13 protein-coding genes are annotated in these 18,821 nt (G+C 36.5%); 3 read left to right on the forward strand and 10 right to left on the reverse strand.

Annotation, left to right across the window (positions count from 1 at the left end; genetic code table 11):
• From L2586_RS13160 to L2586_RS13195, 8 genes are all read right to left on the reverse strand, one after another.
• The gene (locus L2586_RS13160; RefSeq protein ID WP_235293373.1) at window positions 1-699 is read right to left on the reverse strand and encodes a TauD/TfdA family dioxygenase; all 699 of its coding nucleotides are present in this window, start codon (window positions 697-699) and stop codon (window positions 1-3) included.
• A complete protein-coding gene (locus tag L2586_RS13165) occupies window positions 680-982 on the reverse strand; it encodes a hypothetical protein (protein ID WP_235293374.1) in 303 nt (100 codons plus the stop codon). Before L2586_RS13165 ends, L2586_RS13160 begins: the two co-directional genes overlap by 20 nt.
• Before the next feature lie 143 nt (window positions 983-1,125).
• A complete protein-coding gene (locus L2586_RS13170) occupies window positions 1,126-1,917 on the reverse strand; it encodes a DJ-1/PfpI family protein (RefSeq protein ID WP_235293375.1) in 792 nt (263 codons plus the stop codon).
• Between the two features lie 7 nt (window positions 1,918-1,924).
• On the reverse strand, window positions 1,925-2,338 hold the full coding sequence (locus L2586_RS13175) for a RidA family protein (protein WP_235293376.1): 414 nt from the start codon (window positions 2,336-2,338) through the stop codon (window positions 1,925-1,927).
• 140 nt (window positions 2,339-2,478) lie between these two features.
• The gene (locus tag L2586_RS13180) at window positions 2,479-3,054 is read right to left on the reverse strand and encodes a Crp/Fnr family transcriptional regulator (RefSeq protein ID WP_235293377.1); all 576 of its coding nucleotides are present in this window, start codon (window positions 3,052-3,054) and stop codon (window positions 2,479-2,481) included.
• 71 nt (window positions 3,055-3,125) lie between these two features.
• Window positions 3,126-4,811: an AMP-binding protein gene (locus tag L2586_RS13185; RefSeq protein ID WP_235293378.1), complete on the reverse strand. Its 1,686-nt coding sequence runs from the start codon at window positions 4,809-4,811 to the stop codon at window positions 3,126-3,128.
• A 159-nt stretch (window positions 4,812-4,970) separates the two neighbouring features.
• On the reverse strand, window positions 4,971-6,419 hold the full coding sequence (locus L2586_RS13190; RefSeq protein ID WP_235293379.1) for an FAD-dependent oxidoreductase: 1,449 nt from the start codon (window positions 6,417-6,419) through the stop codon (window positions 4,971-4,973).
• A 1,769-nt stretch (window positions 6,420-8,188) separates the two neighbouring features.
• Window positions 8,189-9,322, reverse strand: coding sequence for a lactonase family protein (locus L2586_RS13195; RefSeq protein WP_235293380.1), 1,134 nt, complete (start codon window positions 9,320-9,322; stop codon window positions 8,189-8,191).
• A 269-nt stretch (window positions 9,323-9,591) separates the two neighbouring features.
• Here L2586_RS13195 and L2586_RS13200 point away from each other — a divergent pair, with 269 nt between their 5' ends.
• Window positions 9,592-10,734 (forward strand): DEAD/DEAH box helicase, encoded by a 1,143-nt coding sequence (locus L2586_RS13200; protein ID WP_235293381.1) that lies wholly within the window; start codon window positions 9,592-9,594, stop codon window positions 10,732-10,734.
• Window positions 10,735-10,777: 43 nt separating this feature from the next.
• Here the strand turns inward: L2586_RS13200 and L2586_RS13205 are convergent, their stop codons facing one another.
• Window positions 10,778-11,605: a M48 family metallopeptidase gene (locus L2586_RS13205; RefSeq protein ID WP_235293382.1), complete on the reverse strand. Its 828-nt coding sequence runs from the start codon at window positions 11,603-11,605 to the stop codon at window positions 10,778-10,780.
• A 323-nt stretch (window positions 11,606-11,928) separates the two neighbouring features.
• Here L2586_RS13205 and L2586_RS13210 point away from each other — a divergent pair, with 323 nt between their 5' ends.
• Complete coding sequence (locus L2586_RS13210; protein WP_235293383.1) at window positions 11,929-13,023, forward strand: aromatic ring-hydroxylating oxygenase subunit alpha; 1,095 nt, start codon at window positions 11,929-11,931, stop codon at window positions 13,021-13,023.
• Window positions 13,024-13,608: 585 nt separating this feature from the next.
• On the opposite strand, the gene L2586_RS13215 is transcribed toward L2586_RS13210, so the two are convergent.
• Window positions 13,609-16,566, reverse strand: a complete 2,958-nt coding sequence (locus L2586_RS13215; protein ID WP_235293384.1) for a sensor histidine kinase — start codon at window positions 16,564-16,566, stop codon at window positions 13,609-13,611.
• A 244-nt stretch (window positions 16,567-16,810) separates the two neighbouring features.
• Here L2586_RS13215 and L2586_RS13220 point away from each other — a divergent pair, with 244 nt between their 5' ends.
• Window positions 16,811-18,787, forward strand: a complete 1,977-nt coding sequence (locus L2586_RS13220) for a tail fiber domain-containing protein (protein WP_235293385.1) — start codon at window positions 16,811-16,813, stop codon at window positions 18,785-18,787.
• The last annotated feature ends 34 nt before the right edge of the window (window positions 18,788-18,821 follow it).

Genomic DNA, 18,821 nt, shown 5'->3' on the forward strand with positions numbered 1-18,821 from the left:
TTAGACATTGAATCTTATTCTTCTGAGGAGTCTATCGGAGTTTTCGGAAAATTCGGTTCTGCCATGTAGGAATTTGTCATTCCTGATGATAAGTAGTTCATTTGATTTTAGCTTAAAATTGATGGCTTTTAAGTTGAGGACTTCATCGAATTTATTCAGAAATGCTAGCTCTGAAGAGGTCAATTTCGCATAAGATTCCATCGTGATTCGATTATAACATACGCTATATCCAGTATTTGTTTTGCTTAAAATGGGTCTCCAAATTTTTCGAAACAACCATTTCTTCTCCAATAAAAATGCAACTTCCTCTGCTGAAAATTGAGAAATAACATCATCAATGTAGACCAAAATACTATCACCTCCATTCGTCGCTGGTGTGACACATAGCATGGCTAAAGCATTAGGAACTGCTATCAGATCCGAGCAGTCAGTATGCAGCGGGAAGTGATAATTCGAGGTGGCGTAAGAGGTAAATAGCTTATCTTTCTTGGTAACGCTGACTTCGAAAGTAATATCACTATGCGGATTTCTGTTTTCTTCAATTGGACGACCTATTTCCCAAATGAAATTTTCAAGAATTCTATCGTCACTTGGAAAACTTTCAATGATATAAATCTCATCAGCTGAATCCTTTAATAGCAATGCAAATTGTAAAGGATCTGTGCTTTTATAGTTAAGCCTAATCAACTTTTCCTCCACCTCCAACGACTAATTTTACGGAATCTCCATCGGTAATTCCTAGGCTAGAAATGTAGTCAGAAGAATGCCTATCATATCCGCCACGTCTATTAATCTGATAGTTATAAGTAACCGTCATTGCCCTTCTATTCGGCGGAGCTCCTCCGTGGATCGTGTAGGTGTCTCGAACATTAATAGCTTCATGAAATGATCTAATTAAATCACTTAAAAGTGCGTCATTTTCTAATGTTATTATTATTTCTCCAGCCCCAATGTCTCCTGTATAGTTTATGGTAAGTGTCATCTTTTTTCTTGAAAATATTTAATGATCTTCTATTACAAATGACAAGTTATAAGATTTTAATTAAATGCTCGGAGGGATACGAATACTTGTTCTCCATCTTCAGCCATAATCAGTAGTATGTTTTTAAATGATAACCTTCTAACCTATTGCTCACCTTCGTATTCTGTTAGTGCTTCTAGATATAGTTCGTTAAATGATTGACTTGAATAAGGATTTTGGCTGGTCACTAGATTCCTGTCCTTAACAGCGAAGTCGGCTTTAGGTAATTTTTGCTTGTACTTTATTCCCATTTTTCTCAATTGCCTAGCTATTTTTCTATTCTCAGGTATTCCCTTCATAATAAATCGTTCGATTACAAACTCTTCAAAAGGCGAAACAGAATTTACCTTAAAACCAATATATGGATTCTTATCCTTCGGAATAGTAGAAATTAAACTAGGCGCATGGCAGATAAGTCCTGTTGGTTTCTTTTCTGAAGCAAAATACTTCAAGAGCACAGGAATATAGAGATCATGAATTAAATCAATCATCAATCCTTGTCCACCAGGAATAACTAGGCCTGAATATTTCTCTTTTTGCTGAAAAGCTTCCTGCAGTGAAAGTGGATGATGATAGGAAGAATTTTCTTCTACAAACTCAATGGCTTCCTTTTTTAGCGTTAAGTTATTTTTCCAATAATTATCGTTTAAACTCTCATTGTCTATGGTTGCTACCACGCCGTCAGGTGTTGCGAAATCAACCGAGTATCCCGCATTTGTAACAGCATGGTAGGCTAGATAAAATTCATTAAGAAAGACTCCAGTTTGTCTTAGTTTTTTTCCCTGATTAAGTTCTAAAGTGTCAGCAGCACTCATCACGAAAAGAATACTTTTTTGTTGTGCGGAGAGAGCAGTTGCTGAGATATTTAAAATAGTTAGCATGATCATTTGTTTCATATAGAGATTATTTAGCAGCTATGATTTCTATTTCAATTAAACAGTTTGGTGTTGTAGCCATAACCGGAACAGGAATAATAGAACTGGCAGGGAAGTTTTTGGCTTTCCACTCTTCAGCTGCAACAGCAACAAGAATTTGCTTTTTCTCTGGAGTGAAATCCGCAATATAGACTGTTTGCTTAACCACATCATCTATGCTCAGGCCAACAGCACTTAGCGTTTCTTTAATATTAGATGCCGTGCGTCTCACTTGTTCTTCGAAATCTTCGGAAACGAGTTGGGCATTTTCGTCTGAAGCCCATTGACCTGAAAAATAGAATAGTTCTTTATGTGCTGAGATTTTAGCAACATGAGAGAAACCGTAATTCTGTGGATTAAATAAATTACTAGGATTGATGAAAGTGGTTTTTTCATTATTCATTACATTATGTTTTTAGTGTTTTACAATTAATCAATGTGAAGAAAGCATCTTCCTTCAGTATGATTATCTTCTTTGTTTTTGATGATAGAACAAAGATGTTGCTTGTAAGTGTAGAAAACATTTACATATGTAAAGAAATACTAGGCCTTTCTATTTTTGCTTCTAATTCTGCTGAGTTGGGTTGCAGTGATACCTAAGTAGGAAGCAATATGGTATTGCGGAATAATTTGTTCAAGATTAGGATATTCATCTTGGAAAATGGCATATCGTTTACTTGCGTCCAAGAGTACAATTTCTACTTCGCGCTTTTCTTTATCAACGAAGTATTGTTCTGATATTTTGCGGAGCAGTCTTTCCAGATCTTGATGATCATCTAGTTTATCAATGAGCGATTTATAATTCCCGACAAGCATGTTACAATCCGTTAATGCTTGCTGGTTTATCTGACTCGGCAGTTGAGAAATCAAAGAGGAGAATCCGCCAATCATATTGTTTTCTGTAAAGAAATGCTTGTTGTATTCTTGACCGTCTTCACTTCTATAAAATGCCCTGATTACTCCAGATGTAAGAAATCCAAATTTTTTAGCCACTCTACCCTCTTCTATAAAATATTCACCTTTTTTTAAGGTAGTTATGGAAAATATGGGTTCCAGAATTTCCCAAGTTCGTTGTTGAATTGGGGAGATGGCATTGAAAAAATGATAAAGATCTTTCACGTTATTTTATTTAAAATTCTAATTAGGTTGGATGGTCATGTCTAGAAGACTAAGTTTGGATGCATGTCAATTTAAAACTTTTCTATATCCTGCAAGCCTAATTCAATTGTACTAATTTCACGCATTTCCACTTTTCTAATTTTACCAGTCACAGTCATCGGGAAATCATCGGTAAATTTAAAATATTTTGGAACTTTGAAATGTGCGATTTGACCTTTACAAAAAAGGGTTAATTCTTCGGAGGTGATTTCGACACCATCTTTTGCTTTGATCCAAGCCATTACTTCTTCTCCATATTTGATACTCGGAACACCGATTACTTGAACGTCACTGACTTTAGGATAAGCATATAGAAATTCCTCTATTTCTCTTGGGTAAATGTTTTCCCCGCCTCTAATAATCATGTCCTTTATTCGACCTACGATGCTGATGAAGCCTTCGTCATCCATGACAGCGATATCACCAGTATGCATCCATCTCGCGGCATCAATTGCATCTTTGGTTTTATCAGGATCATTCCAATAGCCTAACATTACACTATAACCTCGTGTACACAATTCTCCAGGTACGCCTACTGGAACGAGTAAACCCGTCGTTTCATCTATGATTTTTACTTCTATGTGTGGAGAAACTTGACCGACTGTGCTTACCTGTTTCTCGAGGGAAGTGCCCATTTTAGTCTGAGTGCTTACAGGACTGGTTTCAGTCATGCCGTAAGCAATCTGTACCTCACTCATATGCATAACAGATTGTACTTTTTTCATAACTTCTATAGGACATGGAGAACCAGCCATGATGCCAGTTCGTAGACTTTTCAAATTGAAGTTTGCAAATTCTGGATGTTCTAATTCTGATATAAACATTGTCGGTACTCCGAAAAGTGCCGTAGCTTTTTCTTGCTCAACAGTTCGCAACACGGCTAATGGTTCGAAGCCTTCGCTCGGATATATCATAGTCGCTCCATGCGTCATACAACCTAAATTGCCCATAACCATTCCAAAACAATGGTATAAAGGAACAGGGATTATCAATCGATCTTTAGAAGAGAAATTCATTGTTCTGGCCACGAAATACCCGTTATTCAAGATGTTGTGATGACTCAAAGTCGCACCTTTCGGATATCCAGTTGTACCACTGGTATATTGAATATTGATCGGGTCGTCGAAGGATAGACTATTCTGCCTTTCCTTCATTTTTTCTACTTCAATTTCTGAAGACTTAGACATGAAATTATTCCAAGATAAAAAACCATGTGGCGGATGATCTGTTAATGCAACCGCCAATTTCAATGCTGGTAATTCCTTAGATTGTAAATGCCCAATCGGGCTTTTAGTTATTTCAGGTGCTAGACCTTGAATGATTTGAGTATAGAATGATGATTTAAATTTTTCTGCAAGCACAAGTAATTTGCATTCAGATTGATTGAGCGCATATTTTACTTCATGCATTCGGTAAGATGGGTTGATATTGACCATGATAACCCCAACTTTTGCTGTTGCAAACTGAAGAACAGTCCACTCAGAACGGTTAGGCGCCCATATTCCTACACGATCTCCTTTTTCTATTCCACAAGCCATCAGAGCTTTCGCACATTCATTAACTTGATGCAGTAAGTCCTGGTAAGTCCATCTAATGTTTTGGTGGGTAACGATTAGCGCCTCATTTTCAGGATATCGAGCTGCAATTTCATCAAATTTATCACCAATGGTTACTCCTAACAAAGGGATGGTGCTAGGACCAGAACTATAACTTTTCATTCCTACTTAATTTAGGTCAGTTAAATTAAAGGAAAATTCTGAAAGGTTATCATTTTCGATTGCTGATCTAATATTTTCTTGGAAAGGTAGATTACTTTTTTAGTAGTTACATTGGCAATTTAAAAACTTATAATTGAAAGCTATTATCAAACATAATGCTTAAACATCCTTATTTTTCAAGCATTTACCTCTTGGTTCATCACCTTCATGGAGTACAATTTCTGAATGAAGAAAACGTGCTGCTTCTGCCGAATCTTTCACTTTGGTAGCACTTCGAGCTAGCATCTTCGTTTCAAATGCTTTTAACACACTTTCTCTAATTCCAACTTCCCTCCACTGAGAAAATGGGTGGCAACCTTTAGCAATTGCCCGTGCTAGTGATAAAGCATCAAGTAGTGCTTGGTTGGCGCCTTGTCCCTTGAAAGGGCTCATCGGATGTGCTGCATCTCCGATCAATGTTAGATGCTCACCTTGATCTAACAAATCTGAAGTGAGTAAGGCTCTATCATATACTGGATAACCTGAAATATCTGTAGGTTTGGTAGCTTCTAGAATCTGTGGTATAGGGTCGTGCCATTGAGTTCTTATACATGCCTCTGCCATAAGTGCTTCAGGACCTTTCGCACTTAAATGTTTTGCATCAGCTTCATTCATCGGAAAGCTGAGTTGCCACATGACCGTATCTTTCGTAAATGGCATCATGTAGATTCGTTCATTCCCATTCGCAGTTTGAAATACCGTTGCTGAATCTAATAAGGAATGATCAGTGTTTTCAAGGTTTATCAATGGGCAAATACCTAAGATTACAATACATCCCAAATAACGTAATGGTGTGATTTCTTCACCAATTAATAATCTTCTCACCGTGCTTCGGATACCATCGGCACCAACTACGAGATCAGCTTTGACTTCTTTTACTTCTTCGCCAACTTTAAAAGTGAGATGGACACCTTGCCCTTTTACTTCCTTATAATTTAGTAATTGATGTCCCCACTGGACTTTTTCATGACTACCGAGTTGATCTAACAAAGCTAAGCGTAATGACTGTCGTGCAATATGAATATTGGTGCGTTTGGGTGATTTTTGCGAGCCTGCTTCGATCCATTTCCTCATGCCCCATTCCCCGATTATTTTTCCGTCGGTTGTATGCACCACATGCCTTGTAGAAACGACTCCTTCTGCTAATGAAACGATACCTAATCCTTGAATCGCTTTACTAGCTTGTTGCAAGGTAAGACCATATCCTTGAGATCGTTCATCAAAGCTGTTATCTCGTTCATATAATGTGAATGGAATTCCACGATGAAGGCAAGCCACGGCAAGGGCAACTCCGCCTATTCCTCCGCCGATAATCGCTACATGTGGATATTGTTTTTTATCTGGTATAGGAAATTGATGTGAGGCAGATAAACCACTTCCTTTGCATGCTAAACATAATACCAAGTTTCTTTTAGGCCGAATGGGAGCTGGTCCTTCTTTATTGGATTTTTCAAATTCTTCTAATGCTTTTTGATAGCGAAGACGCACTTTCTTTTTGAGCTTTCTACTTATTTTACCGCGCCCTTTGCATTCCGTACAAGTAGTCCAATATGTTTCTTCCTTTTCCAATTTGCTTACTTCTTCCTTATTTCATTAGAACAATTTACAGAAGTAAATTAACTCTCTCCAAGATGGAATGATAAAATATTGTTTTGAACTGAATTCTATTAGGAATTTGGACTTTTTGATATACTCGTTGTTGAAAATGAACTTTGCTGTTAGGTAGAGCAATTCATTGATCTAAATGAAAAAGCTATGCAGAACAGGCTTTGTTGTGCATAGCTTTTTTAATATTCCGTAAAATTTATCTGGCTTTTTTAAGTTTCTTTTCTGCTTTTTTCTCTTTAGCAGTTTTAAGTGGCTCCTTTTTTACGTTCTTCTTTGCATCTTGACCTTTGCCCATAATATTTGCTTTTAATGATTAATTATTATCGGACTAAGATATGATATTGTATTGACATAATTTTTTCGAAAATTAAAAAGGGAGAAATGTGTAAGATTATCATGTACAACACAAAGCCGGTGCGCTGCACCTCAGCGTTATCTCTATCTGTAGTTACAGACAAATTCGGTCCTCTGGACCTTGCACCATCAGATCACCTTATGTGAAACCATGAGTTTTTCTCTGGCTTTGTAGCTTCTATGTTAATGGACCAGTAAGCTTGGAGTGCAACGGAAAGACTGCTGAGCCATAGTCTGTAGCTTAAGTCTTAAGATAAGTTCAACAAGTAGATCAACATATCACTTTCATCAAAAACTTTCATAGCATCCGCTGGTAATCGGACAAGTTCCGCTGGTTATCGGACAAGTAACCTTATGTGAAACCATGAGTTTTTCTCTGGCTTTGTAGCTTATATGTTAATGGACCAGTAAGCTTGGAGTGCAACGGAAAGACTGCTGAGCCATAGTCCGTAGCTTAAGTCTTAAGATAAGTTCAGCAAGTAGATCAACATATCACTTTCATCAAAAACTTTCATAGCATCCGCTGGTAATCGGACAAGTTCCGCTGGTTATCGGACAAGTAACCTTATGTGAAACCATGAGTTTTTCTCTGTCTTTGTAGCTTATATGTTAATGGACCAGTAAGCTTGGAGTGCAACGGAAAGACTGCTGAACCATAGTCCGTAGCTTAAGTCTTAAGATAAGTTCAGCAAGTAGATTAGCAAATCACTTTCATCAAAAAATATTCATAGCATCCGCTGGTTATCGGACAAGTTCCGCTGGTTATCGGACAAGTAACTTTATGTGATACCATGAGTTTTTCTCTGGCTTTGTAGTTTAAATGTTAATGGACCAGTAAGCTTGGAGTGCAACGGAAAGACTGCTGAACCATAGTCCGTAGCTTAAGTCTTAAGATAAGTTCAGCAAGTAGATTAGCAAATCACTTTCATCAAAAAATATTCATAGCATCACTTTATGTGATACTATGAGTTTTTCTCTGGCTTTGTAGCTTATATGTTAATGGACCAGTAAGCTTGGAGTGCAACGGAAAGACTGCTGAACCATAGTCCGTAGCTTAAGTCTTAAGATAAGTTCAGCAAGTAGATTAGCAAATCACTTTCATCAAAAAATATTCATAGCATCACTTTATGTGATACTATGAGTTTTTCTCTGGCTTTGTAGCTTATATGTTAATGGACCAGTAAGCTTGGAGTGCAACGGAAAGACTGCTGAACCATAGTCCGTAGCTTAAGTCTTAAGATAAGTTCAGCAAGTAGATTAGCAAATCACTTTCATCAAAAAATATTCATAGCATCCGCTGGTTATCGGACAAGAAACTTTATGTGATACCATGAGTTTTTTTCAAGCGACCTTGTTAGTTTCCTGATTTAAAGTTATCAGCCTCCATACCGGTACATTTTCAAGCTAGAAGGTGCTTTTAGCCCAGATTTAGTCCCTATTTTAGTAAGCATACCAGTTTCCATATTCCTCCTGAAAACTACTATTTGATCAGAAGATTGATTGGCTACCAATAAAAATTTTCCACTTGGATCGATTACAAAACTACGTGGAGTCTCCCCATGTGTCGATTGATGACCGACCATAGTTAATTCTCCATTCTCAGTATCGATTTCGAAAATAGCGATGGAATGTTCTTCTTGCCGATTAGAAGCATAGAGGAATCTCCCATCTGGAGAAATATGAATGTCCGCAGAAGCATACTTGTCTTGTTCAGTTTTATAAAGTGGATAGGTATTAGAAAGCTTTAATCGTCCATCGTTATAAGTGTAAAAAGCTACCGTTCCACTTAACTCTTCTACGCAGTATCCATAACGTCTATTGGGATGGAAGACGAAATGTCGAGGGCCAACACCTTTATTAGTTTGGACTGTCAATTTTTCATCTAGCGTTAAAAATCGGTTTATGCTAAAGTCAAAAGCATGAATTTTATCACTTCCTAAATCTGGCGCAAATAGGAAATTGTTATCAGGACTAAAAACTACGGAATGCATGTGAGCTACATCTTGATTTCCTTTTATGATACTATTTCCTTCGAATTCGAAAGATTGAGAAGACTGTTGAAGGCTTCCATCTGGATTACAAATGAAAAAATCAACTACAGCATCGGTATAGTTTGCTGAAACAACGAAGGAGCCCGTGTGGTCCACAGTAACATAAACTGGATTTTTACCAGCTGTTTTCTGTTTGTTGATAAAGGCGATTTTACCAGATAACGAATCTATTGAGAATGCAGATACTGATCCGCTCTGCTTCATTTTCGTTTCAGTGCATGCATATAGGAATTTGCCATTTGGTGAGATGGTTAAAAAAGATGGATTAACTAAATCATCTTCTCTTTCTACTTCATTTAAAGCTCCTGTTTCAGGATTAAAGTTATAGACAATAATGCCTTCCGCTTTTTCACCTGAAGTGTAAGAACCAGCAAATAAATAAGTCTTATTGTTATCTTGACTTATGAGTAGATTAGTTGTACAAATTAAGAAAATGCTTAAGTAAAGTTTGATTTTCATAGGTCAATGTTTTAAACAGGGCTTAGTGATTATATGTCTAAAAAGTAATGTGGACTTCCTAAATGTACATTGCAAACCTTTAGCTTCCAAATGTCTTCATGTCTTTTCTTGAGAATTGGAAGTTTTTTTGAATGTCAATTTTAACACATTTTATATATTATTCATCTTTGAAGAGCAGAGTTACGCTCCTATATTTTTTAGTTGTAATATTACACTTCAATTTTTTGGACAATAGTCCATTAAGCATCATTTTCAAAACAAGCTTATTTATGTCTTTCGCAAATCTAAATCTACATCCTTCCTTACTTGATAACATTGAATCAAAAGGTTACAAATCCCCTACTCCCATCCAAGTTCAAACTATCCCAGAAGTTATGGAGGGAAGAGATCTATTAGGAATCGCAAGAACAGGATCAGGAAAGACAGCTAGTTTTGTATTACCGATATTGAATATATTGGTCAATAGGAAAAGTGGTGAGCGAAACAGACAACCTAGAATCTTAGTCTTATTACCCACACGAGAGTTAGCTGTCCAAGTGGCCGATGTATTTAAAGAACTATCATTTAATTTTCCTCAGCCAGTTAAGACTCTAGCGGTTTATGGCGGTGTCTCTATTAATCCACAAATGAAAGCAATATTTGGTGTAGATATTTTGGTTGCTACTCCAGGACGATTACTAGATCTAAAACGTTCGAATGCGGTCGATCTTTCAAGAGTAAACATACTTGTGTTAGATGAGGCGGATAAGATGTTAAATCTTGGTTTCCAGGAAGAAATGAAAGAGATATTCAAACTACTTCCTAAAAAAAGACAAAATTTGCTGTTTTCAGCCACATTAAACGATCAGTTAGAAGGACTAAAGAATGTGGTACTCCAAGATCCAATAGTCATTGAAATCGAAGACAAAGAGGAGGATGTTGAATTAATCAATCTAGGCGGCTATTTTGTAGAAAACGAAAGAAAAGGTCCATTACTTAGGCATATCATACGAGAGCAGGAGATGAAGCAAGTCTTAGTATTTACTTCATCAGGAATTAAGGCTGATAAAGTTGCTGGGAAATTGAGTAAAAACGGAATTCCAGCTGTTTCGATACACGGAAAGAAAAGCCAGTCCGCTAGAATGAGCGCATTAGAAAACTTTAAGTCTGGGAAAGTGCAAGTCTTAGTTGCGACGGATTTAATCTCAAGAGGGATTGATATTAATGAACTTCCATATGTCATTAATTATGAATTACCAAGATCGCCGAAAGATTTTGTTCACCGTGTAGGTAGAACAGGAAGAGCGAAATCAGCTGGATTAGCGATTACATTTGTATCCAAAGAAGAAACACACCACTTCAAAGTTATTCTAAAGAAAATGAAGCGGTATGTTGATATGGTAGACAGTGAGACTTTAGAATTTAATCCATAAGCTAGCAGTCCTTATAGCTGATTAAATTTTATCCGAGTAAATCTTACGCCTTACTCTTACTCACAAGAACACTATTATATTCTCCGGATTCTACCCAAGTGATTAATTCTTGAGCTCTTGCTATTGCCCACAAATTATTTCCATATAGAAAACGCATAAATTTATCAAACGTTTTTTCTTTAAAACCCTCGAAAGCACGTGCTTGAGTTTCTAACTCTTCTACTTCAAATGTTGCCCAATACTTTTCAGGAAGTCCTGCTAACTTGGTAAACATTTTCTTTGTTCCATAAACATTTTGGCAAACCAAAAGTCCACCACGATCCGCAGTATATTCAGCCATTTGCGCCCAGTGAAAGAGTGTGTATTTAAGTCCAGAAGAAAGTACTCCACTTAAGCCAAGGGTAATTCCAGAAAATGCATCCATTAATTCAGGAAAGATAAACCCAATCTCTTGGTAGAGAATGTGCTGACATTTGATATGTGCAATTTCACGTCCGATCATAAAGAGGAGTTCTTCATTGGTCAATTTATCAAGGCATTCCGTTGAAATTGCGATCATCGGTTTGTCCACTCCAAGTGTTGTGGCAGTGAATTGGTCAGATCGATGAACATATAAATCTGGAACATCATTAACATCCAGAATTTCGCAAGCTCTTTCTGTCAGTTTATACAAATCTGGAAACGATTTATAAGATAATTTCAGACTACTACCAGTATATTGTAGCTTGATAATATTCTCAATTCCCATATCATAAAACTTCTTCACGACCTTCTCGATACCACTTGTATTTTTAAGTGTCATCATAGAACTTGCCTCTTTAGGATGCTGAAAATCTGCTGGTATTATATGATATAATTTCTGGTAGTTCATTATTCAATTGATGATTAGTAAGGTAAGGTATAAAAATCGAAAGCGGTGAACTAGTATATTCTACTAAATAGGTTAAAGGATCGGCAAGGAATTGAGCAATGAATACCTATTGTGATTCCCGAAGATAGACAAAAGTAAAATACTCGAGACCTTTTTGTACCTATTTGATCACAAGAGTAAAAATTCAAATTATCTAGTTTACTCCTAGATTTAATGAATAATTGTTTTTTGTTGCTGGATAATCTATTGGTGTTGCATGGAAACCGTACTTTAGGGTATGGAATTACTCGAAATCACAATTCCATTGTATTTTAAATTTAGTAATGAAAAGATATAAGATAAACCCAGATATCACCAAAGCAGAAACCTTACCTGCATCCTTCTATCAAAGCCAAGAAGTCTTAGATATATTGGTGAATAATGTATTTGATAAATGCTGGCATTGGCTGGGAAGTTCACTAGATCTACTACCGCTTTCAGGCTATACTTATCCCTTAGACTTATATGGAGAACAAGTGGTATTGGTAAAGAATAGTGAAGGTGAAATTAAATGTCTTTCTAATGTTTGCACCCATCGAGGAAACATCATTGTTCATCATCCTGGCAAGGAAAAGCACTTAATATGCAAGTACCATGGAAGGCGGTTCGACATGGATGGGAAGTTTAGATTTATGCCGGAATTTAAGGAAGCTCTGAATTTTCCTAGACCGTGTGATCATTTACATCAGTTTCAACTTAGTCATTGGTTTTCGCATCTTTTTGTTTCGTTAGATCCATCATTTGACTTAAAAGAGACTTTGGATACGCTTAATGAGCGCGTCGGTTTTTTACCCATTGACCAATATAAACTAGACCTGAGTCATGGAAAGGAATACATCGTTAACTGTCACTGGGCATTATATTGTGATAATTATTTGGAAGGTTTTCACATTCCCTTTGTTCACGAAGATCTGAATGAAGCGCTTGATTATGGTCAATATGAGACTAAACTTTATGATCATATGACTTTGCAAATTGGTTATACTGATCAAGCAGAAGATGTATTTACGTTACCAGAAGGACATCCAGATTTTGGAAGAAATGTTTCTGCATATTACTATTGGATTTTTCCGAATGTGATGCTTAATTTTTATCCTTGGGGTTTATCTGTCAATGTTGTGAAACCGATTTCATTGAACAAAACCAAGGTGAGTTTTATCTCCTACATTTATGATGAATCAAAACTTGCTCAAGGTTCAGGCGCGCTTTTGGACAAAGTAGAACGAGAGGATGAGTTTGTTGTGGAGGGCGTTCACAAAGGATTGAAATCAAAATTTTATGAGTCGGGCAGATTTTCTCCGAAGAGGGAAAAAGGAGTTCACCATTTCCATTGGTTGTTAGCAGAGTATTTAAGTAAAGAAGTAGATTCACGAGGTTAGTACTTCAGAACAAGAATTAAAATTGATGTCATCACTAGAAGTGCTAACATCAAGACCTGAAATCTGAATTCCTGAAGTTGGATTAACATTAAAGATTGAGTCTCACAGGACCTCGTACTTCAGTGCGAGATTTTCTGAATAAAATGATATGCATTTCTCGGGTTGAAACCCAAGGTCCATTGGGTACTTCAGAACAAGAATTAAAATTGATGTCATCACTAGAAGTGCTAACATCAAGACCTGAAATTTGAATTTCTAAAGTTAGATTAACATTAAAGATTGAGTCTCACAGGACCTCGTACTTCAGTGCGAGATTTTCTGAATAAAATGATATGCATTTCTCGGGTTGAAACCCAAGGTCCTTTGGGCACTTCAGAACAAGAATTAAAATTGGTTTCATCACTAGAAGTGCTAACATCAAGACCTGAAATTTGAATTTCTAAAGTTAGATTAACATTAAAGATTGAGTCTCACAGGACCTCGTACTTTAGTGCGAGATTTCTCTACAAACACGGCGAACTTTTTATCTTTAGAATTGAAATCTAAAAATAAATTGATGTCATGCCTTAAAGCGTGCTAACATAATTAAACAATTAAACAAACCTCCCAACCGTCCTCATCACTTATAGTCAGTTTCCCTCCGATCTGTTCCGCTCTCATTTCCATATTAGACAAGCCCTGTCCATCTGATTTCGATGCTTGAGTTGCTTTAGTCCCATTATCTTTGATGCTTAATTCTAAGCCTGAAATTGTTTTTGAGAATTTGATGATTACTTCTGTGGCATCGGAGTGTTTATGTATATTGTTGATTGCCTCCTTGAAGATAAGGTAAACGTTTTGTCTGTTTTTAGGGTCAATTTTCTGAGAATCTGAAAAACCACTAAGTACAAATTCAAAATTAAGTCCTGCTAAGCCCAAAGATTGTTCGGCATGATTTTGCATACGAGAAATCAGATTTTCATAACGATCTTTTCTAGAGTCTATTGCCCAAACGGTATCTCGCAAGTTTTCAATGACCAACCTACTTGTTTCACTAATCTCATCAAGCTGCTCTTTTTGCTCTTCATCTTTAGGGCTGTAAGACATCACTTCAGCTTGCATAGCAAGACCAGAAAGAAGACTTCCTACATCATCATGGATATCACTAGATATTTTGGTTCGTAGATGCTGATATTTGATCAGTTGGTTTATTCTAAATCTATAAAATGCATAGGCAATACTAGAAATGAATAGTGCATATAGCACATAAGCCCACCATCGCATGTAGTATGGTGTTTCAATCTCAAAATTAATCACTGCATTTTCCTTTGCCCATTTCCCACCACCACTTTGCGCTTTTACTTCAAAGCGATATTTACCTGGGTCTAGATTTGTAAAATGAATGGTTCTTTCTTCACCGGATTGTTGCCATTCTGAGTTATAGCCTTGTAGCCGATAGAAATACTTTGTATTGAGTTTTTTTCCATGAGGAGAAACAAATGAAAAGCCAATGTCTCGATTTTTATATTTTACTTCAAAACTATTTTGTAGCAGAATTGACGAATCCAATATTCCTGTACTATCCTTCGGATAAACTCTATTTCTTGATAAATATAAATCCGTGAATAAAATATTAGCAGGAGCGGTCTGAGCTTCTAATGCTTTTGGATCAAGTTTGACCAATCCATTTACCCCAGCATAATATATCATCCCATTGGAATCAATCACAGCATCTGTAGGTTCAACATAGTTAATTCCATAACCCTCCGGTATATTATAATAAAAAAGTTCTCGTGTTTCCAGATCAAGTCGGCCAATTTTTTCTTTGGTCAAAATCCAAACCATTTCATTTTCATCCTGGACCATTCCCTTTATGTCTTGGAGATTCAGATCTACACTCTGCAAGTAGAAAAAGTTAGGATTATTTGGATAGAGTATGTTTATGCCTTTATCCGTGCAGACTAGAATTTCGCTATTATTTGTTTCAAATGCATAATAAGGATTATTGCTATTTAACTTTCCATTGCCTAAAGGGTCAATAGGTAAGAATTCATACTTCGAAGCGTTATCAAAAATACGCAGAATCCCGGAAGCAAAAGTTAAGAGCCAAATTTCTCCATTTTGTAATTCTTTAAAATACTTAGTCCTGTAATTAGGATATTTCTTTCCACTGATTTCCTCATAATATTCTCCAATGAATTTCACTTGATAATTCCGATCAAAATCATCGAATGTTTTACATCCTATCACAAGATTTCCGTCTGAAAGTTGTTCTATTTGTGGAAAAAAATGCCCTGTAATACCTTGACTTTGCAAATCTCCCTTGCGATTGAACTCATTAAATTGAAATTTTACATCATCTGTATATTGTACCCAAAAATGCCCTTTCTGATCTATGATAAATCCCCAAATGTCATTTTTTGATGGACTTTTTAAAGGTAACGTCTTTACATCATTCCTATCTAAAAAGTTGATATGATTTCCTGCAGAATAAAACAAAGTATCGTTGTACAGTTGAATATTGCCAATGCTCCCTTTTTCTAGATAAGAAAAACCAGAATTCGTGATTTGAAAACTCCCGGCTCCTGAAGAATAGCTAGAATAAAACATTTCTCCTTCTATTTCTTCATTCATGGATAGCATACTAATGCCTTCTTCCTTCCCGTTAATTTCCGTTTCCAAAAAAAAGGAGATGATGGTATCTGAATCGAAGGGTTCGAGCGTCAATGTGCCTTCAGTAAAACTTGTCCATATATTATTGTCATTATCCAAGAATGCACTACTGACCAATAAATCGTTGTAGGTTGTCAGAGTATCAATAGTACCCTTTAGTGGATCGAGGTTTAAATATTTTCCGTAACGCTGACAATATAATCGAATGGTTTCATCTGGTAATTCTAGCGCAGAGTGAAAATAATACCATTGTGGTAATTCGAACATTTTGAAACCTTCTTCTACATTACCATAATGTGCTCCCTTAAATGCAAGAATTAACAAATTCCCATTATCTAACAGGTATACGGTATTAACAAGTCTATTTTCGTCTTTATCTTTTGAATAAGTAACTCTGATCAACGAATCCTTATCAATTACATATTTATACATCCCCTCAAAAGGAGCAGATATCAACAAATTGCCATCCCTATCGGCTATGATTGAATTAATTTGGGTAAGTTTAATACTGTCAGATACTCCAGGTGTATTGGGCCAAGGCTGAAAAGATTCTTTGATGAAATCATATTTAAAGAGACCTTCCTCTTCAGAACCTAGCCAAAGATGCCCAAAATCATCTTCTATAATTGCGGTAATCTTATTATTAGGAATGTCTAAGGTTCCGGTATTACTTCCTTTGAAAGTTTTAATTTCATATCCGTCGAAACGATTCAAGCCTCCCTGCGTTCCTATCCACACAAAGCCATATTTGTCGACGCACAAATTCGAACGTGACCATGTTTCATTACTGGTAAGCCCTTCGTTCTGTCTTAGAACTTGAAGTGGCAGTTCTTGTGCTTGTAGCTCCCCTATGCATCCAAAAAATACAAGTGCAGAAAGTAGATATTTCAAATAATTGCAGCTCAAGGTTTGAATCTTTTATTCTTGATAAAGATATCTCGTATTCTAGCGTCAATTTTTATTTGAAGCAGAATGAAAACCACTAAGGTGATTAATATATAGATGAAATATACGATTGCTTGATTGTTTAATGTAAAGATGGGCGGATTATTTGAGTAATTAACTCACCCTCTAGGGTGATAGAATGGGTGATAATCATAGACTACCTTTAGTCTGTATAAAAAAAATAATTATTATGAGATCATTTCGCCTATTTATAATAATTCTACTTCTGTCACTAGCAGGGCAAGTCTATTCTCAGAATGTTGGAATTGGAACATCTACTCCAGAACCCAGTGCTATCTTAGAAATTAAAAGTACAGACAAAGGGCTGTTGATTCCGCGGCTAGAAACAAGTGCTGTTAACAACCCAGCTGAAGGACTTATGATTTTCCAACCTTCAACTAGCAATTTCATGTACTTTAATGGAAGTGCTTGGGAAGCAGTTGGGGGAAAAGTTGTTGATGCAGATGGGGATACAAGAATAGAAGCGGTGGAAAATGGCTTTCGGGATACGATAAGGATTTTTGTAGATGGTGATGAAGAGCTGAATATAAGTCGCAATTTCAATGGCGATCTCAATGTTGAGCCTTTATTTAATTCTCCTGGAAATACTTTTTATGGATGGCGAGCTGGACGAACAAATTTTGGTACCAACAATACAGTTTTCGGTAATAATGCATTAGCTAAAAATACATCCGGCAGCTTAAATACTTCTATTGGTGCAAGAGCTTTAGGCAACAATACGTCAGGCGAGCAAAATGTTGCAATAGGATTTGAGTCATTAAATACCAATACAGAAGGAAGTAATAATGTTGTCATTGGCTTACAATCGCTAATTTTTAATGATCTCGGAAGTCATAATACTGCAATTGGCTGGTGTTCTGGATTCAATAATTTTGGTAGCAATAATATATTTATCGGAAGTGAATCTGGCAAAAATGAAGCTGGCTCGAATAAATTGTACATAGAGAATAGCGATGGGGACAAGGATAATGCTTTAATCTATGGAGAATTTGATAATAAATATTTACAGATCAATGGAAGGCAGGAAGTCAAGTTAATTGATGGAGATGAAAATTCTGCAATAAAAGGAATTGTAGAATTCACAAGTGAAAGTAACGCACATGATATACCAGCAATATTAGGAGAAAATATATCTATAGATGAAAAGGGAACTGGAGTGCAAGGAAGAGGTGGAAAGGTTGGTGTTAGAGGAGAGGTTTCTGGAAATGGGGGAAGTGTATATTCTGGAACGATTGGACATTCAAATGGAGTAAATCAAGGTATAAATAGTGGCATTTACGGTTTTGCAGCAAACGGAGCAACCAATATTGGTGTCTATGGAAAAACTCTATTCACTTCAGGTGAAAACTGGGCTGGTTACTTTTTCGGTAAGGCATATATAGATGATTCATTAAAAGTAAATGGGATAGGACATTTTAAAAACGAATTGGAAGTAGCTGGTTTAAGTACTTTTGAAGATGATATATTAGTAAATGGGCTAGTCACAATAGGAGGAGCTCCAAGCACTTTATTCCCACTTACTGTAAAAACAAATGGTGGCGGTGGAGCAGATAATGTTTTAAAAATATATGATTCATCAGGCGGTGAAACATGGCACTTGAGATTACAAAACGGCGGCAACATCGGATATACTGAAACAGGTGTTGCAGACAATGTTTTTGTGCTAGAAAAGGGAGGGAATATTGGGATTGGTATTTCTGATCCAGCGCATCCATTGCACCTCGGAACGACTCTAGCTAATGGAGCACATTGCACCGCTGCAGGTGTCTGGACCAATGGATCTGACCGCCGTTTGAAAAAACAAATACAAGAAATAAGCTACGGATTGAATGAAATTATGAAACTCCGCCCTGTCGCTTATAAAATGAAATCTAATGACGAAGACCAAATAGGCTTTATTGCTCAAGAAGTACGAGAAATTCTTCCTGAATTAATCTCTGGAAAAGAAGGAGATATCGAAGAAGGAGAAACGTTGGGAATGGGATATGGACAGCTAACTTCTGTTATCGTCAAAGCGATGCAGGAACAACAGAATATTATTGAAAATCTTAAAAGTGAACTCGCTAATCAATCCTCAGAGCTCGAATTGTTAAAAGCAGGAATGGCAGAATTGAAAGCGGCTATTGAAAAGAAGAATCAAGATTAATTAATCTACTAAATAAAAGCATAATTTTAAATAA

It is taken from the genome of Portibacter lacus, assembly GCF_021533215.1.
In the GTDB taxonomy this organism is placed as follows: Bacteria; Bacteroidota; Bacteroidia; order Chitinophagales; family Saprospiraceae; genus Portibacter; species Portibacter lacus.